The following is a 19,578-nucleotide window of genomic DNA, read 5'->3' as shown; positions in this document are numbered from 1 at the left end:
GACCACGACCGGAACCACCCCCTATATGCGGGCCGCGAGGTCTGCCTTCAATGCATATGCACTCATATCAGGCATGCACTGAGCGCTGACTGAGCGCAGGCGCCCACACACGCGGCGCCCTCACTGGCTGGGCTGTGCGGAGCGGAAGAGCTGCTGCGCATCGGCCCGGAAAGCCCCGCGCGCCTCGTCACGCGTATAGAACATGTGACCGCCCGGATAGACCAGCAGCCGCAGCCGGTCGGGCGATCCCATCTTCGGCAGCTGAGCCAGCAGAAGCTTGTTTTCGAAATAGGGGGTCACCAGGTCCGTCGCCCCATGGGCCACGATGGCCTTCAGGTTGGGATCGAGCGCCAGCGCATCCCGCAGGGCGCCGAGCGCTTCGGGCGCGCTGCGCCGTCCGCCCCACTGCCATTGGTTGCTGACTTCCCGGTTCAGGAGGTGATAGGGGCGGTCGATCTTCCAGCCAAGGCGCCGGTAGAGGGCTGTGGCGGCGGCGGAGAGCGGCGCCTCCATGGCGTCCAGGACGGGGTCGTCCGCGTGGCCCGCGCCTTGGCTGAACGGCTGCGGGTCGTAGCCCGAGATGGTGGCGTCATACACGCTGGCGAGCCGTCCTCGCTGGCGTTCGCGCACGAAGGTGCCGATATCGACGCGGCCGGCCAGCTTGCGCACGAGCTCGGCGTCGAGGCCCGTAAGCGAGGAGACCTTCTGCGTCATGCGGTCAACGGCTGCCTGGTCGTTGGGGCCCTTCAGCAGGTCGGCCATGAACTCGCCGGCGGCGTAGCGCTCCACCTCCTCGAGCGCGCGGGGATCAGGGGAGCCCATGTTGGCCGCCGCCATGGAGGGCAGTTCCGTCACCCATCGCATTGGCGAATGCCGCGGCTGGAAGCGCCACGCGAAGTCGAGCACCGGCGACAGCATGGCCACGCCCGAGATCCCCACCGCCTGGCCGGTCTGCAACTCGCGGGCGAGACGGGGAGCCCGATAGCCGCCGTAGCTTTCCCCCAGGACCACCTTGGGGGAGGCCTGCCGCCCGTTCTTTTCCACCCACTTCCGGATCACGGTCGCCAGCCCCTGGATGTCGGCGTCCACCGACCAGAACCGGCGGCGAAGATCGTCGCCGCGCGCCGTGGACCAGCTGTATCCCGTGCCAACCGGGTCGATGAACACGAGGTCCGTGAAGTCCAGCCAGGTGTCGGGATTCGGAGCCGCGACCGCAGGCGCGGATGGGGCCGGGCTCTCCAGGTTCACGCGCCATGGCCCCACGGCCGCCAGGTTCAGGTAAGCCGAGGCCGCGCCCGGCCCGCCGTTGAACGCGAAAGTGACCGGGCGGCGGGCCGGATCGCCACCGGCCTGCTGGAACGCGATGAAGCCTACTTCCGCCAGCAGCGGGCCGCCCTCGCCGTCATAAAGCGGGATGGACCCGAGCGTGGCCGTGAACTTGAGGGTCCGGCCGGGCAACTCGAGCGTGTGTTCCGTGGTCGAATCGGCCGGGAACTTACGGGCGTCGTCGCGAGCCTTCTCTCCACGATCCTGCTGCTGGGATTCCTCGCGCTGCGGGCGTCCCTGCTGGGCCCACGCAAGCGAAGCGTGCGAGAATGCGCCGAGTGCGAGCAGGACGCACAGCGCGCTCCCGGCGCGCCGCAGTCTGGAGAACGTCTGCATAGGGTCTCCTGGGCTGATGGCGAGCGCATCCTACGCGCTGCGTTGCGGCGAAACATCGGCAGTGTTGCGCCGGAAACCATGCTTCGCCGCAACCAGCCCACAAACGTGCGTCAAACGGAACCGTTGCCGTCAGCCGGCATTGGTCCCGGTCAAGTTTTCTGGAGGTTCTTCATCCATGCCCGTCAGCCGGCGTTTCGTCGCCCTCGGTCTTCCGGTCTTGCTGGGCGGCTGTGTTTCCGCGCGCCCCGCCCCCATGGCGTATACGGCTGCGCGCCGCGCCAGCCTTGAGCCACAGTATTACGACATGTACGCCGAGCTCGACGACGAGCCCTTCCCGGTGCCGGCCGTCGATATCGACGGCATCGATCCCCGCTACCTGCGCCAGCCCGTCGCCTACACGGGCCCTGAGCGCCCGGGCACGATCGTCATCAACCCGAACCAGAAGTTCCTCTATCTGGTGCAGGACGGCGGCCGCGCGATGCGCTACGGCGTCGGCGTCGGCCGCGAAGGGTTCGGCTGGCATGGGAATGCGACCATCAAGCGCAAGGCCGAGTGGCCGACCTGGACGCCCCCCTCCACCATGATCATGCGCCAGCCCGAGCTGGAGGAATACGCCAGCGGAATGCCCGGCGGTCCGGACAACCCGCTCGGCGCACGCGCCATGTATCTCTACCAGGGCGATCGCGACACGCTCTACCGCATCCATGGCACGATCGAGCCGCAGACCATCGGCACCCGCGTGTCCTCCGGCTGCATCCGCCTGATCAACCAGGACGTGATCGACCTTTACCGTCGGGTGTCGACAGGCACGCGTGTGGTCGTGCTGAGCGGCGGCGGGGGCGGAGAGGGCGACGAGTTCAGCTGAGCCCGGGTGGGCGCAGGCGAGCAGCCGTGGCCTGGGCCTTACGGCCCGGCCGGGCTGACGGCCCGAGCGATATCCGGCTCCAGGGCTTGAGCCAGGCCCTGGGTGATATGGGATTCGTCCCAAAACGCCCTTGGATCGCGGGTCAGCGGCGTGTCCGTCCGGAAATCGAGCACCGCCACGTGGGGGCGGACGGAGGCGAGCGACCGGATCGCCGCCTTGCATGCGGCCTCCGCTTCGCCCTCCGGTGAGTCCGGTGAAGGCCGCAAGGTCGCCAGGACAGGCGTGATCACAAGGGCGACCCGTGTGGTGGACGGGATCTCGTCCAGCATCTCCGCGAGGATCGCGAGGCCCGGAAAGGGGCCCGCGTGAGTAGCGAGGGGCACTTTCGAGTTGGGGTTCACCCTGGCGCGATTTCGCTCGCCATAGAGCTTCTGGCCCTCGTAGTCCCAATAGCCGTCGCGGCTGGCGAGCGTCAGCGGCCTCTTCGCGCCGACGATGGTGGCCAACGTGTCCTCAACCGCCTTGGTGCGGAAAACGCCGCGCGCGTAGGTCAGGAAGTCGGGAGCATAGAGCCAGAATGGGAACGGGTTGGACTGCAATCGCTGCTCCGCCCCTGGCCCGCTCTGACAATCGAATTCGTCGACGCCGATGACCATCGCCTTCGGCGCCGCCGTGCGGTGCTTCAGGAAATACCCCAGCAGCGCCTTGTGCTCGCGGACGCCGGTCGCCGGCGTCGCCAGGGAGACGAAGCGGAATCCGGTCAGCGCGTTGAGCCGCTCGGGGCTGTACAGCTGGACATGAGAGTTGCCGACGATGGCCGCGTCGAACTGCGGGTCGCGCGCGCGGCTGGCGTGCGCCGTGCGCGGCGCCTGCTCGCGCGTGCGCCCGAGCCCGAGCCCGGGTACGCGCCCCGTGTCATATGGATCGACGGCCAGGAGAAGGGCGTACGTGGTTGCGGCGGCTGCGGCGGCCGACAATGCCCAGAACCTCAGGAATCGCGGCCAGGCCGCTTCCGGACTTGCGTGCAATGAACCGAGCTCCCTCACTGCACCTCCCTCAGCGCCGGGCGCGAGGGCGGACCAACCCCAAGCTGCATAGCGTCGGATCAGCCCAGCGTACAGGCCGTCGCACCGTGAGGTCATGGATCGGGTGGGAGGGCGTGCTGCTGCGACAAAGGGGGCCGTCTCCGCCTGTGGAGCGTGGCTTAGGCGCCTCTATCCTGCCCGGCGCGCCGTGGTAGCAGAGATGTCCGCCGCGACTCGGGCGTCCGCGTGAAGAGGTGTGCATGAAAGCCGGGATCGACATGGGCCTGACGTCCGAGGGGACGCCCGCCCTTCTCGACCTCGAGGAACTGCTCGCGACCCGCCTGCTCGTGCAGGGCAACTCGGGGTCCGGCAAGTCGCACCTGTTGCGTCGCCTCCTTGAGCAGAGCGCCAGCTGGGTTCAGCAGGCCATCATCGACCCCGAGGGCGACTTCGTGACGCTCGCGGACAAGTACGGGCACCTCGTCGTCGACGCCGCCCAGAGCGAGAACGACCTGCAGCGCATCGCCGCCCGCGTGCGCCAGCACCGCGCCTCCGTGGTGCTGAATCTCGAGGGCCTCGACATCGAGGGTCAGATGCGCTGCGCCGCCGCCTTCCTGGGCGGGCTGTTCGATGCGGATCGCGACTTCTGGTACCCCATGCTGGTGGTGGTGGACGAGGCCCAGCTCTTCGCCCCCATGGCGGCCGGAGAGGTGTCGGACGAAGCCCGCAAGCTTTCGCTGGGGGCGATGACCAACCTCATGTGCCGCGGCCGCAAGCGCGGTCTCGCCGGGGTGATCGCCACCCAGCGCCTCGCGAAGCTCGCCAAGAACGTGGCTGCCGAGGCCTCCAACTTCCTGATGGGCCGCACCTTCCTGGACATCGACATGGCCCGCGCCGCCGACCTGCTCGGCATGGAGCGCCGCCAGGCGGAGATGTTCCGCGACCTCCAGCGCGGCCACTTCGTCGCGCTGGGCCCGGCCCTGTCGCGCCGCCCCCTGCCGCTTCGTATCGGCTCGGTCGAGACCTCGACCCGCAGCTCGAGCCCGAAGCTCCTGCCGCTGCCGGATGCGCCGGCCGAGGACATCCGCGAACTGATCTTCGAGGCGCCCGAACCTGAATTCGTTCGCGCGCCCCGCCCGCGGGTCGCCCCGCCGCCGACCACGGCCGACATCATGGCGCAGCTGGCGCGCGCCCGCCCGGCGGAGCCCTCTCCGGAGCCCGTCCCGGAGATGTCGCCCGAGGAGCGCGCGGCCGCCATGGACGAGATCCTGCGCGAGATCCTGGAGGATCCAGACGCAGCCTTCGCCTCCATCGCCGTGCTTTACCAGGACTTCCTGGTCCGCTGCCGCATCCGGCGCGTCACCGGCGAGCCGATGAGCCTGCCCGTCTTCCGCCGCCGGCTCGCGGTGGCCCGCGCCGGGGCCCAGCCGGGCCAGTCGGACGAGGCCTGGGAGAAGGCGGTGTCCTTCGCGGCGGAGCTGGAGGAGGACATCCAGGCCGTGTTCCTCCTTATCGCGCGCGCCGCGCTGCAGAAGGAGCCCTGCCCGTCGGACGACGCCATCGCGCGAGCCTTCGGAAGCCGCTCGCCGGCCCGGGCGCGCCGGATCATCTCCTACATGGAAAGCCGCGGCATCGTCGTGTGCCGCACGGACCTACGCGGCGCCCGCATCGTGGCGCTGCCTGACCTCGGCTGCGAGACAGCCGCGGCGGAGGCGTCCGGCAAGGCGGAGCCAGCGCCCGCGCGTCGGGCCGCCCCTGCGCCGGACCTGTTCGCGAGCGGGTAGGGCGGCCGCTTCGTCACGAGGCCAGAAAGGCGATCTTGCCGAGCCAGCCCAGCCCGGCCATGAGCGCGGTCAAAAGCAACCAACCGGAATTCATCGCGAAGTCCCTTTGTTAACCATTGGGGCACGAACGCGGTCGCGGGACCCATGTTCCCGGCGAGACCGCCCCCGCGTCTTGGCGACGCACGAATGCGACCACTTGCGATCGGTCGAGAGATGACTTCGCACTTTAGGCGCGAGTTTAAGGACCGTTCACGATTTGGGGCTAAGGCTTAGCGGAAGGCCGGGATCGCAGCCCTTGAGTCGTGCCGGCCGCAACATTCAGCGCATGCCTGAGGAGCCGCCTCGTGAGCCTCGCCTACGACACTCTGTCCGACTACGGCGCCGCCGCCTCGTCCGAGGCGATGCAGCGGATCGTCACCTTCAAGGTGGATGGCCGCAGCTTCGGCGTCGATGTCGCGTCCGTCCGTGAAATCAAGGGCTGGCAGCCCACCACGCCGCTGCCGAACGCCGCCTCGCACGTGCTTGGCGTCATCAATCTGCGCGGCGCGATCATCGCCGTCTACGACCTCCGCCGCCGGCTGGGCCTGGGCGCCAGCGCGATCTCCCGCTCCAGCGTGGTGATCGTCGTGGACCTGGGCGAGCGCCTCGCCGGCCTCCTGGTCGACGCGGTGTCCGACATCGTCGATATCCAGGTCTCTTCCCTCCGCCCCGCCCCCGAGATCGCCGGCGAGGGCGACGACATCCTCCAGGCCCTTGTGGTCAAGGGCGACGAAGTCGTGGCCCTGCTGGACCTGCCCTCGGTGGTGCGAGAGAGCGCCGGCTGGGTGAACTGATCGGCGCAGCTTGCGATGACGACAAAGGGGCCGGCGGCCCCTTTTTCGTTCCTGGCGCTTTGATCGATCTAGGCGCGAGGCTTGAGCAGACCCGCCGCCATGGTCGGGTCCAGCCGGCCGACCGCGGGAAGGTGGCTTATCCCCATACCTCGCGGCTGATCTCGACGATCATCTGCAGCTTGGCCCACTGCTCTTCCTCCGCGAGCGTATTGCCCTCCTCCGTGGATGCGAAGCCGCACTGGGGCGAGAGGCAAAGCTGCTCGAGGGGCGCGTATCTGGAAGCCTCCTCGATGCGCCGCTTGATGTCGTCCTTCTTCTCGAGGACGCCCGTCTTGGACGTGACCAGCCCCAGGACTACCGTCTTGTTCTTTGGGAGGAAGCGCAGGGGCTCGAAGCCGCCGGCCCGGTCCGTGTCCCACTCCATGAAGTAGGCGTCGACGTTCACCTCGTTGAACAGCAGATCGGCGATGGGCTCGTATCCGCCGCTCGCCACGAAGGTGGAGCGGAAATTGCCGCGGCACAGGTGCATGGAGATCACCATGTCGCTGGGCCGCCCCTTGATCGCCGTGTTGATCATCCCGGCGTAGATGTGCGGCTGCTTCTCCGGATCATCTCCGCGGTCCGCCAGCATCTTTCGCTGCTCGGGATCGCACAGGTAGGCGAAGCTCACGTCGTCGAGCTGCAGGTAGCGGCAACCCTCGCCCGCGAACGCCTGCACCGCGCCGCCATAGGCGTTCCCCAGGTCGGCGTAGAAGTCTTCCATGTCCGGGTACAGGCCCATGTTGATGAGCTTCCGGCCGGCCCGGTAGTGCAGCATGCTGGGCGAAGGGATCGTGAGCTTCGGGACCGAGCCCTTGCCGCTCTTTTCGGAGACCTCCTTGAGGTAGCGGAAATGACGCAGGAAGGGGTGGCCCGAGAAGCCGATCTTGCCCGTGACGCGCGGCGCCTCGTTCTTGGTCTGCACGCCGGCGAACTGGATGCCCTGCTCCACCTCCACCCGGGTCACGCCGTCGAGGTTCCAGAGGAAATCGTAGTGCCACCAGGAGCGGCGGAACTCGCCGTCCGTGACGGCCTTCAGCCCGATCGCCTCCTGCTTGGCCACCACGGCCGCGATCTCGCGGTCCTCGACCGCGGTCAGTTCCTCGGCCGAGATTTCCCCGGCGGCCCGTTTGGCGCGCGCCTCCTTCAGGGCGGCGGGACGCAGCAGGCTGCCGACCATGTCGGCGCGAAACGGCGGGACGGAACGGGCGGTCATGGGGCGTCTCCCTGGCGCATGGTTTTTTCGAGTTGTCCGTGGCCGCCGTCGGGCGGTCAAGCGGCTCCGCGTTGGCCGCCCCGGCCCGCGACGCCGAGATGCGTCTCCAGCGCCTCGCGGTCCTGCGCCAGCTCGGCGCTGGCGCTGGCGTGTACGATCATCCCCCGGTCGAGGATCATGGCGTCGTCCGTGACTCCCAGGATCTTCTGGGCGTTCTGCTCCACGATGATGGCCGACAGCCCCTCCGCCCGGATGATCCGGCGGAGAGCGGCCAGGAGTTCGTCGACGATGATGGGGGCGAGCCCTTCGGTGGGTTCGTCGAGCAGCATCAGCCTGGGGTTCAGAACCAGCGCCCGGCCGACCGCCAGCATCTGCTGCTCGCCGCCAGAGAGCTGGTTCCCCATGTTCTTCCGCCGCTCGCGAAGGCGCGGAAACATCTCGTAGACTCGTGCGACCGTCCATGGTCCCGGCCGGGCCACGGCGGTCATGTTTTCCTCCACCGTGAGCGACTTGAAGATGTTGCGCTCCTGCGGGACCCATCCCACGCCGGCGGCGGCGCGCTGCTCCGGCCGCAGACGCGTGATGTCGCGGCCGGCGAGCCGGATCGATCCGCCCCTGTGGGTCGTGACGCCCACGATGGTGTTGATCAGCGTCGTCTTGCCCGCCCCGTTGCGGCCCAGCAAGGCGAGCGACCGCCCGTCCTCCAGGGACAGGCTGACCCCGTTCAGCACGGCGGCTTCGCCATAGCCGGCGGAAACTCCGTTCAGCTCGAGCAACTCAGCCATGGCCACCCTCGCCGAGGTAGACCTCGCGCACGCGCGGGTCGGCAGCGACATCCTTGGCCGCTCCCTCCATGAACAGGCCCCCGTTCACCAGCACGGCGATGCGCTGCGCGAAGCTGAAGACAAGGTCCATGTCGTGTTCGATCAGCAGGACCGTCACATCGTTCGGGAGCCCACTCACAATGTCGAGGATCTCGTGCCGCTCCTCCTCGGGCACGCCCGCGGCGGGTTCGTCGAGCAGCAGCACGCGCGGTCTGCACGCAATGGCGACCGCGATCTCCAGCAAGCGCTGCTTGCCGTAGGGCAGCACCTTCGTCGGAACTCCCATTGCGTCCGTGAGCCCGAACCGCTCCAGGATGGCGGCGGCCTCGTCGATGACCTCGCTCTTGGAGCCGGCCAGGCGCCACCACTCGCGCCCGTGTCCCTGACGCTCTGATACCGCGAGCCCCACAGTCTCCAGCGGCGTCATCTCCGGAAAGAGCTGGTTGATCTGGAAGGTGCGGGCAAGCCCGCTGCGCACGCGCTGGAACGGCGACATGCCGGTGATGTCCTGGCCTTCAAGCATCACCGAGCCGCTTGTCGGACGCAGGACGCCGGTCAGGAGGTTCACCAGCGTGGTCTTGCCGGCTCCGTTAGGTCCGATCAGGGCGTAGCGCATGCCTTGCTGGAAGCTGATGGTCACATCGTTGGTGGCGACGAGGCCGCCGAACCGCTTCACCAGGTTGCGGGTCTCGAGCGCGGTGGTCATGAGCGGGCGCCGCGGCTGAACGGGACGGTGATCCGGCTGAAAAGCGCGCCGATGCGGTCACGGCCGACCAGGACCAGGATCACCAGCACCAGCCCGATCCAGAACTGCCAGTACTGGGCGGTCACGGAGGACAGGTAGTCCTGCATGGCTTTGAAGATCAGCGCGCCCAGGATGCCGCCGTAGAGATATCCGACCCCGCCCAGCACGAGGACGAGCATCACGTCCGCCGACCGGATGAAATCGAAGACGTCGAGCGACACATATTGCGTGGTCTGGGCCGAGAGCGCGCCCGCGACCCCCGCATAGGCCGCCGACATCGTGTAGATCGCCACCAGACGGACGTTCACCGAAATGCCGACCGCCCGGGCGCGCAGCGGATTCAGCTTCACCGCCCGCAGCGACAGGCCGAAGGGCGAATGCACCACCCGCCGGGCGAGGAGGAACAGGACGAGCAGGACGCAGAGGCTGTACACGTAGGCCGTGCGGCCGAAGATGTCGAAATCGAAGCGGCCGAGGACCGGAGCCATGGTCACACCCTGCAACCCGTCCGCTCCGCCCGTGAGCCAGGACTCGCGGTTGGCGAGTTCCTGCAGCATCAGCGCGATGCCCAGCGTCACCATCAGCCGCGTCAGGTCCGAGCCGCGCAGCAGCAGGAACGATGTCGCGAAGCCGAGCACGGCGGCGCAGCCGGCGGCCCCCAGGAGGCCCAGCAGCGGGTCACCGTAGCCGAACTTGGCGATCAGGCCAGCCGCATAGGCGCCGAGCCCGAAGAACGCGGCGTGCCCCAGCGAGACGATCCCGGCGTAGCCAAGGATCAGGTCGAGCGAGAGCGCGAACAGAGCCAGGATGGCGATCTCATTCAGCAGCAGGAGTTGTCGGGGCAGCAGCACGATGGCGGCGAAGGCCGCGATCCACACCGCGAACTCCCACCAGCGCCAGCGCGCCGAGGCGATCAGCAACCGGCGGGCCGCGGGCGCGGCTGGCGCCTGCGCGGTCGTGACCGCCATGGTCGCTTCCGTCATCGGGTGGCGCTCCGGGCGAAGAGCCCCTGGGGTCGCCAGATCAGCACCAGGACCATGATGGCGTAGATGATGAAGGCGCCGGCCTTGGGCACGTAGTATTTTCCGGCGACGTCCGCGATGCCGAGGATCAGGGACGCGAAGAACGCTCCGGTGACGCTGGACGCACCGCCCACGGTCACCACGATCAGGAAGTAGATCATGAACTTGACCGGGAAGGTCGGGTCCATGCCGAGCACCTCCGCCCCCAGCGCGCCGCCAAGGCCCGCCAGCCCCGAGCCGATCGCGAAGGTGACCGCGAACACGAGGTTCACGTTGATGCCGAGGCCGCGCGCCACGCGCGGGTCGTCGACGGCCGCGCGAAGCCGGCTGCCGAAGCGGGTCCGCACGAGGCCCAGTTGCAGCAGGATCGTCAGCAGCCCACAGATGATGATGATGAACAGGCGGTAGACCCCGATGCTGCCGCCCAGGAACTCCACCCGTCCCCGCAGCGCGTCCGGGATGTTGATCATCTGGGCCCCGGAACCCATCACGTAGTCCACGGCCGAGACTGTCATGAACACGATGCCGATCGTGAACAGCACCTGGTCCAGGTGACTGCGGTCATAGAGCCGATGGTAGAGCGTTCGCTCGAGCAACACGCCGATGGCGGCCGAGAACAGAAACGCGATCGGCAGGCACAGGAAGAAGCTGACGCCGAGCCGGTTCATCAGGTTGGCCGTGATGTACCCTCCCGCGAGCGCGAAGGCGCCATGGGCGAGGTTCACGAAGTTCATGAGGCCGAGCGTGACGGACAGCCCGCAGGCCAGGATGAAGAGCAGCATCCCGTAGGCGATTCCGTCGAAGAGGATGGTGACCATCGCGGGGCTGCTCTGTTGTGCGGGGCGGACGTGGCGCCGTCTTCGCGCTACGCAAGGAAGATGGCGCGCAGCGCCGGACGAGGGGACGTGCGCGGCCCCTCGTCCAGTTGAATTCCCCCGGCGGTCTCCGCCGATAGGGTGCGACGCGCGGATCTTACTTCTTCTTGGCCGCCTTCACCGGATCCTTGACCATCTCGATGGTGGCGAATTCCTGGTTGTAGAGCTCGCCATTCACCTTCTCGACCTTGCGGACATAGATGTTCTGGATGATGTCCCGGGTCTCGGGGTCGATCTGCACCGGGCCCCGCGGGCTGGTCCAGCTCAGGCCCTTCATGGCGTCGATGAGCGCCTGGCCGTCCGCATTGCCCTTGGTCTTGTCCAGGGCCTTGTAGACGAGCTGCATGCCGTCATAGGCGCCGACCGCCATGAAATTTGGCCGGAAGTTGTTGGCCTTCTTGAAGGCTTCGACGAATTCCTTGTTTTCGGGGGAATTGTGCGAGGCGGAGTAGTGGTGCGTGTTCACCACCCCGAGCGCCGCGTCGCCCATCTCGTTCAGCAGGTCGTCGTCGGTCACGTCGCCGGTGGCGATCAACTTGATGCCGGCCTGGGTCAGGCCGCGTTCGGCGAACTGCTTCATGAAGGCGGAGCCGAAGCCCGACGGCACGAATACGAAAACGGCGTCGGGGCCCGCGTCCTTGACGCGCTGGAGGAAGGGCGCGAAGTCCGGGTTGCGGAGCGGAACGCGCAACTCGGACACGACTTCCCCGCCATTGGCCGAGAAGGCCTCCTTGAACGCCTTCTCGGCGTCGATGCCGGGGCCATAGTCCGAAACCAGCGTCACCACCTTCTTGATGCCGTTCTTGGCCGCCCACTGCGCCATCGGCACGGTGGCCTGGGGCAGGGTGAAGCTGGTTCGGACGATGAACGGCGACTGCTCGGTGATGATGGCGGTGGCCGCGGACGTCACAATCTCCGGGATCTTCGCCTGGGTGGCGATGGGGGCGACGGCAAGCGCCAGCGGCGTCAAACCGAAGCCCATCAGCACGTTCACCTTGTCGTTGACGACGAGCTCCTGGGCGATGCGCTTGGTCACGTCCGGGGCGCCGGTGTCGTCCTTGACGATGAGCTGGATCTTCTTGCCCGCGACGGTATCGCCGTGCAGCTGCATCCAAAGCTTGGCGCCAGCCTCCGCCTGCTTGCCGGTTGACGCGCTCGGGCCCGTCATGGGCTGGATGAGGCCGATCTTCACGACCTCCTGCGCGAAAGCCGGCGTGGCGAAAGCGCCCATGGCGACCGCGGCGGCCATGAAGGTCCTGCGCGTCAGAGTCCTCGGCATTCCCTGCTTCCTCCCCAAGCTTGCGTGTTCGTTATGCGAACAGACATTCGTATTGCGAACAGTGTAGAGTTGCTGACGGAACCTCGTCAAGAACAGCCGAAACTCTCCGCGCAACAACCGGAATGCCCGGTTGGGGCCGGTGTTGCTGAGGATATCAGGCGCGCGCCGGCCGGAAACTCAAATGGGAGTTTCCGATCCATTCGTGAGCAGCATGCAACAACGCCCTCATTGATGCACGTAACGACCGGCGATCAGTCGACCCGCGCGCCCGAAATCCGAATGACATCGGCCCATTTGGCGATCTCGCCCGGGATCATGGCGCCGAGCTGCGCCGGCGTCTTCATGGATATGGTGAGGCCCTGCTGCGCCATGGCCTGCTGGGCGGGCGGCTTGGCGAGCCCGGCCGCAACCGCCCTGTAGATCTTGTCGACGACCGCCTCCGGCGTCTTCGCCGGCGCGAACAGGGCGAACCAGGCGTCGGCCTCGACGCGCGTCACGCCCTGGTCCGCCAGGGTTGGCGTGTTCGGCAGCTTGGCCGCGCGCGTCGCGCTCGCCACCGCCAGGGGCTTCAGTTCGCCGGCCTCGATCTGCGAAATCACGCTCGGCAGCGTGGCGAAGGCCACGTCGATGCGCCCCGCGAGCAACTCCGTCGTCATCGGCGCGGCGCCCTTGAACGGCACATGGAGCAGATCCACCCCGGCCCGCGTCTTGAACAGTTCCGCCGCCAAGTGCGAAGCCGAGCCGTTGCCGGTCGACCCATAGGTGAGGGCCCCGGGCTTCTCCTTGGCGAGCTTCACGAGATCAGCCGCAGAATTCGCCGGCAGGTCCTTGCGCGCCACCAGCACGTGCTGGATGTCGGCGACGCCCGCCACGGGCGTGAAATCCTTTGCGGCGTCGTAGTTCGTGCTCTTGAGGAGGCTCTGGTTGGTGGCGTGCGTCTGGTTCGTGCCCAGCACCAGCGTGTGACCGTCCGGCTCGGCCCGGGCCACGGCCTGGGAGCCCACGATGCCGCTGGCGCCGGCCCGGTTCTCCACGATGATGGACTGTCCCAGCTCTGGCCCGGCCTCCTGGGCGATGAGCCGGGCCACCACGTCGACCGGGCCGCCAGCCGGATAGGGGACCACCAGGGTGATCGTCCGGCTCGGGAAGCTCTGCGCCATAAGGCCGCCGAGCGGCGCCGCGCAGGCGCCCAGGACGGCCGCGGCGAGCGCGGCGCGACGTGTGAAACCCATCTCATTCCTCCCTGTGACCTCATTGATCACGGCTTTTGGCTTGCCGTGATGGCATGCTCGAACTAGGGTCCGCGCGCCTGAGACGCCCGCCGGCCGGCGGCTGCGCCAGCGCTGACAGCAAAACCTCCTCGGAGCCTGACCATGGCCTTTCTCGCCGACGCTCTTTCCCGCGTAAAGCCCTCCGCCACGATCGCCGTGACGCAGAAGGCGCGGGACCTGAAAGCGCAGGGCCGCGAGATCATCAGCCTCTCGGTCGGTGAGCCGGATTTCGACACGCCGGACAACATCAAGCAAGCCGCCATCGACGCCATTCGCCGCGGCGAGACGAAGTACACGCCCGTTTCCGGCATTCAGCCGCTGCGCGAGGCCATCGTCGCCAAGTTCAAGCGCGAGAACGGCCTCGACTACAAGGTGAACCAGACGATCGTGTGCACCGGCGGCAAGCAGGTGCTCTACAATGCCTTCGTGTGCACCCTGAACCCGGGCGATGAGGTGATCATCCCGGCCCCGTACTGGGTGAGCTACCCGGACATGGTGCTGCTGGTGGGCGGCAAGCCCGTGTTCGTCGATTGCCCGATCGAGAACGACTTCAAGCTCAAGGCCGAGGACCTGGAGCGCGCCATCACGCCGCGCACCAAGTGGGTCATCCTGAACTCGCCCTCCAACCCGTCAGGCGCGGCCTACACCCGTGACGAGCTGAAGGCGATCACGGACGTGCTCGTGAAGCACAAGCACGTCTGGGTGCTGACCGACGACATGTACGAGCATCTCGTGTTCGGCGACTTCGTCTTCACCACCCCGGCCCAGATCGAGCCGAACCTGATCGACCGCACGCTGACCATGAACGGCGTGTCGAAGGCCTACGCCATGACCGGCTGGCGCATCGGCTACGCCGCCGGCCCTCTGGAGCTGATGAAGGCGATGGACATGGTCCAGGGGCAGCAGACCTCGGGCGCCTGCTCCATCGCCCAGTGGGCGGCGGTCGAGGCCCTCAACGGCCCGCAGGACTTCATCCCGAAGAGCCGCAAGGCCTTCGAGGAGCGCCGTGACCTCGTGGTCTCCATGCTGAACCAGACGAAGTACCTGAAGTGCCCGACCCCGGAAGGCGCCTTCTACGTCTATCCGTCCTGCGCCGAGGCCATCGGCAAGACCACGCCGTCCGGCAAGGTCATCAAGACGGATGAGGACTTCGTCTCCGAGCTGCTCGAGGCCGAGGGCGTCGCGGCAGTGCACGGCTCGGCCTTCGGCCTCGGCCCGAACTTCCGCATCAGCTACGCCACCTCGAACCAGCTGCTCGAGCAGGCCTGCAGCAAGATCCAGCGCTTCTGCGCCGAGCTGCGCTGAGGCGCATCACTGTCGCAGCGAGAAGAAAGCGGCGAGGCGGCCAGAGGTGACCTGGAGCGCTTCGCTGCCCTCGCCAGGAGGAGCGCGTCCGTCCTGGCGTCTCACCCCGCCGAGGCGGCCTTGCTTCGCCGCGGGAGCAAGCCGTTCCGCATCACCATGCAGGCGCCGCCCGCGCTTCTCAGCCGCGAGCACAAGGCGTCGGCCGCCTCACGCGTGTTCTCGCCGACCCGCACCTGGTAGAACGCCCGCGTCCCGCGGCTGCGGAACATCTGCCGCAGGATCAGGGTGTCTTTGCCCTTCAGAATGGAGCCGAACTGGCGTTCGGCCCGGCTGAACATCGCGAGAGCCAGCCCTCGCGAGAAGCCGCCGCCGAGCTGCACGCCCCAGGGCCGGGCGGCGCCTTCGATCACGCGCCTCTGCAAGGCCGCCACATAGCTGTTGCGCCGCGTCCGCAGCATGGCCCGCACCGACTCGCAGGTGGCGGGACCAGATGGGGCCGCTTCGGGTGTCTGCGCGTCGCCCTTGCGCGCCGCGGCCCAGTCCTCGGCGCTGCGCCCGGTGATGGCCTCCACATAGTTGCGGGTCTCGAACGGCAACCCGCCCTGGCCGTCGAGCCAGGCCTGAACGCGGTTCGGTCCAGCGTTGTAGGCTGCGGCCGCCAGTCCCCAGTTGCCGAACTTGTCGCGCAGCTCCCGGAGGTAATCGGCTGAGCGAGGCAATGCCTGCACGGGGTCGAACGGATCCAGCAGGCCGCGCTCGGCCGCCGTTTTGGGCATGAACTGCGCGATGCCCTGCGCGCGGTCGCCATTGCGCGTCACAGGCCCTTCGACCTCGGGGCGGAAGCTGCTTTCCTGGCCGATGAGGCGCGTGAAGAAGGGCACGGGCAGACCGTGGGATCCGGCGGCGGCCTCGATCAGCAGGCAGATGGCGTCCGCGGCCGGCGCCGGCGCGTCGCCCTTGGGGGCCCTGCTCTTGTCCGCCGAGCCGTTCTCGCCTGAACCCTCGCGAGCTTCCGCCGCGGCTTCCTGCCGCTCTGTCGGCGCTGCGGCGGGGCCGGATTGACCTGGCTCCGCCCACGCAACCGCGCCCGCGCCAACCAGCACGGTCCCGGCCAGGATTACGGCAAGCCCCCTGCGCACGATCATGCAGCCTCAGCGGCGCTCCTCGATCACGGATTTCAGCGCGCCCAGCAGCTTGCGGATGAACTCGCGCGTGGGCTCGTCCGCAAGCCGGCCGCTCTCGTCGAACTTGCCAGCCGCCTGGGCGATCATGATCTCCGGGCGGTTAAGCACCCGCGCGTTGAGGGCGACGAAGACCTGGCGAAGGTGATACTGCGCCCGCGCGCCGCCCAGCTGCCCGGTACTGGCGCTCATGATCGCCAATGGCTTCCGGTCAAAGGGTTGCTCGGGCGGGCGGGAGGCCCAGTCGATGGCGTTCTTCAGGACGCCAGGAACCGAGTAATTGTATTCCGGCGTGACGATCAGGACGCCGTCCGCTCTCTTGAGAGCGTCGCGCAGGGATTGGACGGGGGCCGGAAGCCCTTGGCTCCGGACATCCTCGTTGTAGAGCGGGATATCTCCGATCCCCAACGGCTCGACGGCAAGCCCTTCGGGAGCAAGCTCCACCGCTGCGCGGAGCGCCGCGCTGTTGAACGAGCCCTTGCGCAGGCTGCCCGAAATTCCAAGCACCGTAAGCGTCATGCCGGACTCCCGCTGGACCTCGCTGAAGGATGTCGCGACCCGGCCGCGCCGGCAAGCGCGGGTCAGGCGAAGCTATAGGCCCCGATCACCACGACCAGCGCCATGAGCGCCAGAATGGCCAGGAAAACGGGCGTGACCCATCCCTCGCGCCGATGCTCCTGGTCGTGCTTGTTCCAGAGGCTCCAGCGGATCTTGGTCTCCTCGCGATGCGCCATCGCGCGCTCGGGAGCAGTGGGCGGCGCGCCGGCAGCTTCGTCGTCGGACCCCAAAGGGGCGGCGGCCGGATCGGGGAAGGCGACCTTGTCGGCCGTTTGCCCGCTGTCGATGGCGTGGCGAACCTGGGACGTGGTGGGCGCTTCGGGCCGGGGCGTATCGGTGGCGGCGGCCATGGCGGTGATCCTCGACAGAACAGAGCAAGGGCAACGGCTCGCGGCAGGCTGGGTTCCGCCTTAGCCCGCGCGGGCCAACGCTGCTCTTTCCTCGTGCAGCAATTCGGTGTTGATCGCGAAGGCCGCCATCGCGCCTTCCGCCGCGGCGACGATCGCGAACTGCACGCGCCGGGACGCGTCGCCCGCGACGTATACCCCCGGCACATTGGAGCGCTCGTAGCTCGATGTCTCGGCGGTGCCGCGCCTGGTCAACTCGCAGCCCAGCTTCTCGACGAGGCCCGATCGCTGATGCGCCTGCGCCAGGAAGAACAGCGCGGTGCGTTCGAGCGTGTCCCCGGTGCGAAAGCGGACACGCTCAAGGCGCTCGTCGCCTTCCAGCTTCTCGATGGGCTCTTCCCGCACGCGCACGCCCGCCCTGTCGAGGAGCATCCGGTCGGCCTCGCCGAATCCAGGAGGGCCGTCCGTGAGCAGGACCAGGTCCGAGGTCCATAGGCGCAGCTCCAGCGCGAAGCCCACGATGCCTTCTCCGGAGCCGTAGACGGCGAGCGGTTGCTCCCGCAACTCCCAGCCGTCGCAATACGGGCAGGTCCAGACGCCCTTGCCGAAGAGCCGCTCGGCCCCGTCCAGATCCGGGAATGTGTCCTGCAGGCCCGTGGCGAGCAGGATCTTCTTCGCACGAACGCGCATCCCGTCCTGCAGCACGGCTTCGAAGCATCCGTCCTGCCCCGCGACGTCCTCGACGGCGACGTCGCGCAACTGAACGGATTCATAAGGATCCAACTGCCTGAGGCCGACCTCGCGAAGGTCCGCCGGCCGGCAACCGTCCCGCGAAAGAAAGCCGCTGACCCGCGCCGAGGCCTGGTTTCGAGGCTCCCCGGAGTCGCAAACCAGCACCGTGCGGCGGCATCGCCCGAGCACGAGCGCGGCGTTGAGGCCTGCGGGTCCCGCGCCCACGATGAGAACGTCGTAGCTGTCTGGCATGGAGGGCGCCCTGGAGAACATCTGGCGCCGAACGGGCGCGCCGGCCTGCAGGTTCCCTCGCTGGGGAGTTCGCGAGATCCCGCCAAGCTCATGTCGCGCTGTTCTGCAACGAACCTTGTGCTCCCGCGTTACGCAAGCATGACCTCCGCAGATTCCGGCCGCCCCATGGTGCGTTTTGAACCATTGACCTCCCCCGAGCCGCTGTTTCCCAAACCGAAATCCGGAGGGGAGGGGCGCCTGGTGGTGGTGTCGAACCGCGTGCCTGTCCCGAGCGCGTCCGGTTCGCCGGCTGCTGGCGGCCTGGCCGTGGCCCTCAACGCGGCCCTCCAGCAACGGGGCGGATTCTGGTTCGGCTGGTCAGGGAAGGTCTCCGAAGAGGAGACGCCGCTGGAGGTCCACGATTTCGGCCACGTGAGCTACGCGGTCACCGACCTCTCGCAACGCGACATCGACGAGTATTACGCCGGCTTCGCCAACCGCGCGCTCTGGCCCGTGTGCCATTACCGCCTGGATCTCACCGAGATCTCGGCCAACGACACCGCTGGATATTTCCGGGTCAACGAGTTCTTTGCGCGCCGCCTCGCGACGCTGCTGAAGCCGGACGACGTGATCTGGGTCCACGACTACCATTTTATTCCGCTTGCGGCCTATCTGCGCCAGATGGGGTTTGAGAACCGCATCGGCTTCTTTCTCCACATCCCCTGGGCCCCTTATGACGTCTCCAGCGCCCTTCCGGCCTACCAGACGGTGTTGAGCGGGATGACTCGCTATGACGTCATCGGGTTCCAGACCCGGCGCGACTTGGAGAATTTCACCCGCTGCCTCGAACAGGAGAACATGGCGCGGGAAGTCGGGGGCGGCTGCTGGGAGGCGGACGGTCGCACATTCAGGGTTGGCGCTTTCCCGATCGGGATCGAGACGGACCTGTTCCGGCAGGAAGCCCGGGAGGCGAAGTCGAATTCGCTCGTTCGCCGCATGCGCGCCAGCATGGAGGACCGGCACCTCATCATCGGCGTGGACCGACTGGACTACTCCAAGGGCATCCGGCAGCGGATCGCCGCCTTCTCCTGCATGCTCGAACGCTTCCCGCAGATGCGGAACCGCGTGACCTTCCTCCAGATCACGCCCAAGTCGCGATCGGAGGTGCCCGAATATATCCGCATGCAGCATGAGGTGGCCGAGCAGGCCGGCTGGACCAACGGCAAGTTTGGCGACGTCGACTGGACTCCTGTCCGTTACATCAACAAGGCCGTCAGCCGCACTTCGCTGGCCGGGCTTTACCGCACGGCCCGCGTCGGCATGGTCACCCCGCTGCGCGACGGCATGAACCTGGTCGCGAAGGAATACGTCGCCTCCCAGCGCGGCACGGATCCGGGCGTGCTGGTCCTCTCCCGCTTCGCGGGCGCCGCCGCAGAGCTGGACTCCGCCTTGCTGGTCAACCCCTACGACACAGAAGCGACCGCGAACGCCATCGTGCGCGCGCTGGAAATGTCGCTGGAAGAGCGCAAAGAGCGCTGGCGCGCCATGATGGACAAGCTGCGCGCCAATACGGTCGACCACTGGTGCGCATCGTTTCTGTCCGTGCTCGCGCAGGAGCGGGCCTGCCTCTCGTCCGATGCGGCCGAGCGGCAGGACGACGGTGCGCTCGAGCCCGCCATCGGGCGCACTGCCGCGCATTTCGGCGGCTCCTGGACGGGATACCGGCGCAACTGATCCCGCCCTCGTTCGTTCCTGCTGCGACGAAGCGCAAGTCGGGGCATTTT

General features: G+C 67.8%; 18 protein-coding genes. 5 read left to right on the top strand and 13 right to left on the bottom strand.

The annotated features are described in order from the left end of the window. Positions 1-120: 120 nt before the first annotated feature. Positions 121-1,662, bottom strand: coding sequence for a S10 family peptidase (locus tag SLNSH_RS04895; protein WP_106335551.1), 1,542 nt, complete (start codon positions 1,660-1,662; stop codon positions 121-123). A gap of 175 nt (positions 1,663-1,837) precedes the next feature. On the opposite strand from SLNSH_RS04895, the gene SLNSH_RS04890 reads away from it, so the two are divergent. Next, the gene (locus tag SLNSH_RS04890) at positions 1,838-2,527 is read left to right on the top strand and encodes a L,D-transpeptidase (protein WP_106335550.1); all 690 of its coding nucleotides are present in this window, start codon (positions 1,838-1,840) and stop codon (positions 2,525-2,527) included. 38 nt (positions 2,528-2,565) lie between these two features. Here SLNSH_RS04890 and SLNSH_RS04885 read toward each other — a convergent pair whose 3' ends face one another. Continuing rightward, entirely contained in the window at positions 2,566-3,504 is a 939-nt protein-coding gene (locus tag SLNSH_RS04885) for a hypothetical protein (protein WP_106335549.1), read from the bottom strand. Between the two features lie 308 nt (positions 3,505-3,812). Here SLNSH_RS04885 and SLNSH_RS04880 point away from each other — a divergent pair, with 308 nt between their 5' ends. Together SLNSH_RS04880 and SLNSH_RS04875 are read left to right on the top strand one after the other, a co-directional pair. Next, positions 3,813-5,336 carry a helicase HerA domain-containing protein gene (locus SLNSH_RS04880; protein ID WP_106335548.1) on the top strand — a complete coding sequence of 508 codons (1,524 nt, stop codon included), beginning with the start codon at positions 3,813-3,815 and terminating at the stop codon, positions 5,334-5,336. Between the two features lie 344 nt (positions 5,337-5,680). Further along, positions 5,681-6,169, top strand: coding sequence for a chemotaxis protein CheW (locus SLNSH_RS04875; protein ID WP_106335547.1), 489 nt, complete (start codon positions 5,681-5,683; stop codon positions 6,167-6,169). Positions 6,170-6,305: 136 nt separating this feature from the next. Here SLNSH_RS04875 and SLNSH_RS04870 read toward each other — a convergent pair whose 3' ends face one another. From SLNSH_RS04870 to SLNSH_RS04840, 7 genes are all read right to left on the bottom strand, one after another. Continuing rightward, entirely contained in the window at positions 6,306-7,424 is a 1,119-nt protein-coding gene (locus tag SLNSH_RS04870) for a 5-methyltetrahydropteroyltriglutamate--homocysteine S-methyltransferase (protein WP_106335546.1), read from the bottom strand. 56 nt (positions 7,425-7,480) lie between these two features. Beyond that, positions 7,481-8,209 (bottom strand): ABC transporter ATP-binding protein, encoded by a 729-nt coding sequence (locus SLNSH_RS04865; RefSeq protein ID WP_106335545.1) that lies wholly within the window; start codon positions 8,207-8,209, stop codon positions 7,481-7,483. After that, the gene (locus tag SLNSH_RS04860; protein WP_106335544.1) at positions 8,202-8,954 is read right to left on the bottom strand and encodes an ABC transporter ATP-binding protein; all 753 of its coding nucleotides are present in this window, start codon (positions 8,952-8,954) and stop codon (positions 8,202-8,204) included. Before SLNSH_RS04860 ends, SLNSH_RS04865 begins: the two co-directional genes overlap by 8 nt. After that, positions 8,951-9,961, bottom strand: a complete 1,011-nt coding sequence (locus SLNSH_RS04855) for a branched-chain amino acid ABC transporter permease (RefSeq protein WP_425352979.1) — start codon at positions 9,959-9,961, stop codon at positions 8,951-8,953. The genes SLNSH_RS04860 and SLNSH_RS04855 overlap by 4 nt, the downstream gene beginning before the upstream one ends. Before the next feature lie 11 nt (positions 9,962-9,972). Further along, positions 9,973-10,833 (bottom strand): branched-chain amino acid ABC transporter permease, encoded by an 861-nt coding sequence (locus SLNSH_RS04850; RefSeq protein WP_106335542.1) that lies wholly within the window; start codon positions 10,831-10,833, stop codon positions 9,973-9,975. A 154-nt stretch (positions 10,834-10,987) separates the two neighbouring features. After that, complete coding sequence (locus SLNSH_RS04845) at positions 10,988-12,169, bottom strand: ABC transporter substrate-binding protein (RefSeq protein ID WP_196240212.1); 1,182 nt, start codon at positions 12,167-12,169, stop codon at positions 10,988-10,990. 251 nt (positions 12,170-12,420) lie between these two features. Beyond that, positions 12,421-13,401, bottom strand: a complete 981-nt coding sequence (locus SLNSH_RS04840; RefSeq protein ID WP_106335541.1) for a Bug family tripartite tricarboxylate transporter substrate binding protein — start codon at positions 13,399-13,401, stop codon at positions 12,421-12,423. Positions 13,402-13,542: 141 nt separating this feature from the next. Between SLNSH_RS04840 and SLNSH_RS04835 the strand changes: the two genes are divergently transcribed. Continuing rightward, the gene (locus SLNSH_RS04835; protein ID WP_106335540.1) at positions 13,543-14,745 is read left to right on the top strand and encodes a pyridoxal phosphate-dependent aminotransferase; all 1,203 of its coding nucleotides are present in this window, start codon (positions 13,543-13,545) and stop codon (positions 14,743-14,745) included. A 101-nt stretch (positions 14,746-14,846) separates the two neighbouring features. On the opposite strand, the gene SLNSH_RS04830 is transcribed toward SLNSH_RS04835, so the two are convergent. The 4 genes from SLNSH_RS04830 to SLNSH_RS04815 all read right to left on the bottom strand — a co-directional run bounded on the left by SLNSH_RS04830 (position 14,847) and on the right by SLNSH_RS04815 (position 17,815). Beyond that, positions 14,847-15,890, bottom strand: a complete 1,044-nt coding sequence (locus tag SLNSH_RS04830) for a lytic transglycosylase domain-containing protein (RefSeq protein WP_106335539.1) — start codon at positions 15,888-15,890, stop codon at positions 14,847-14,849. Positions 15,891-15,896: 6 nt separating this feature from the next. Continuing rightward, complete coding sequence (locus tag SLNSH_RS04825; RefSeq protein ID WP_106335538.1) at positions 15,897-16,445, bottom strand: NADPH-dependent FMN reductase; 549 nt, start codon at positions 16,443-16,445, stop codon at positions 15,897-15,899. 62 nt (positions 16,446-16,507) lie between these two features. After that, positions 16,508-16,834 (bottom strand): hypothetical protein, encoded by a 327-nt coding sequence (locus tag SLNSH_RS04820; RefSeq protein ID WP_106335537.1) that lies wholly within the window; start codon positions 16,832-16,834, stop codon positions 16,508-16,510. Between the two features lie 60 nt (positions 16,835-16,894). Continuing rightward, positions 16,895-17,815: an NAD(P)/FAD-dependent oxidoreductase gene (locus SLNSH_RS04815; protein ID WP_210202482.1), complete on the bottom strand. Its 921-nt coding sequence runs from the start codon at positions 17,813-17,815 to the stop codon at positions 16,895-16,897. Between the two features lie 138 nt (positions 17,816-17,953). On the opposite strand from SLNSH_RS04815, the gene otsA reads away from it, so the two are divergent. Continuing rightward, the gene (otsA, locus tag SLNSH_RS04810) at positions 17,954-19,528 is read left to right on the top strand and encodes an alpha,alpha-trehalose-phosphate synthase (UDP-forming) (RefSeq protein ID WP_245422054.1); all 1,575 of its coding nucleotides are present in this window, start codon (positions 17,954-17,956) and stop codon (positions 19,526-19,528) included. Positions 19,529-19,578 lie beyond the last annotated feature (50 nt).

The organism is Alsobacter soli (genome assembly GCF_003004785.1).
Classification (GTDB): Bacteria; Pseudomonadota; Alphaproteobacteria; order Rhizobiales; family Beijerinckiaceae; genus Alsobacter; species Alsobacter soli.
Note: the sequence above shows the minus strand (reverse complement) of the source record. Positions and strands in the feature narration are given on the sequence as shown.

Bases quoted from the DNA above. Each gene is read 5' to 3' on its own strand.
- SLNSH_RS04830 (WP_106335539.1), bottom strand. From the start codon at position 15,890: ATGATCGTGCGCAGGGGGCTTGCCGTAATCCTGGCCGGGACCGTGCTG.
- SLNSH_RS04870 (WP_106335546.1), bottom strand. From the start codon at position 7,424: ATGACCGCCCGTTCCGTCCCGCCGTTTCGCGCCGACATGGTCGGCAGC.
- SLNSH_RS04895 (WP_106335551.1), bottom strand. From the start codon at position 1,662: ATGCAGACGTTCTCCAGACTGCGGCGCGCCGGGAGCGCGCTGTGCGTC.
- SLNSH_RS04820 (WP_106335537.1), bottom strand. From the start codon at position 16,834: ATGGCCGCCGCCACCGATACGCCCCGGCCCGAAGCGCCCACCACGTCC.
- SLNSH_RS04860 (WP_106335544.1), bottom strand. From the start codon at position 8,954: ATGACCACCGCGCTCGAGACCCGCAACCTGGTGAAGCGGTTCGGCGGC.
- SLNSH_RS04850 (WP_106335542.1), bottom strand. From the start codon at position 10,833: ATGGTCACCATCCTCTTCGACGGAATCGCCTACGGGATGCTGCTCTTC.
- SLNSH_RS04815 (WP_210202482.1), bottom strand. From the start codon at position 17,815: ATGCCAGACAGCTACGACGTTCTCATCGTGGGCGCGGGACCCGCAGGC.
- otsA (WP_245422054.1), top strand. From the start codon at position 17,954: ATGACCTCCGCAGATTCCGGCCGCCCCATGGTGCGTTTTGAACCATTG.
- SLNSH_RS04825 (WP_106335538.1), bottom strand. From the start codon at position 16,445: ATGACGCTTACGGTGCTTGGAATTTCGGGCAGCCTGCGCAAGGGCTCG.
- SLNSH_RS04865 (WP_106335545.1), bottom strand. From the start codon at position 8,209: ATGGCTGAGTTGCTCGAGCTGAACGGAGTTTCCGCCGGCTATGGCGAA.
- SLNSH_RS04840 (WP_106335541.1), bottom strand. From the start codon at position 13,401: ATGGGTTTCACACGTCGCGCCGCGCTCGCCGCGGCCGTCCTGGGCGCC.
- SLNSH_RS04845 (WP_196240212.1), bottom strand. From the start codon at position 12,169: ATGCCGAGGACTCTGACGCGCAGGACCTTCATGGCCGCCGCGGTCGCC.
- SLNSH_RS04880 (WP_106335548.1), top strand. From the start codon at position 3,813: ATGAAAGCCGGGATCGACATGGGCCTGACGTCCGAGGGGACGCCCGCC.
- SLNSH_RS04855 (WP_425352979.1), bottom strand. From the start codon at position 9,961: ATGGCGGTCACGACCGCGCAGGCGCCAGCCGCGCCCGCGGCCCGCCGG.
- SLNSH_RS04890 (WP_106335550.1), top strand. From the start codon at position 1,838: ATGCCCGTCAGCCGGCGTTTCGTCGCCCTCGGTCTTCCGGTCTTGCTG.
- SLNSH_RS04835 (WP_106335540.1), top strand. From the start codon at position 13,543: ATGGCCTTTCTCGCCGACGCTCTTTCCCGCGTAAAGCCCTCCGCCACG.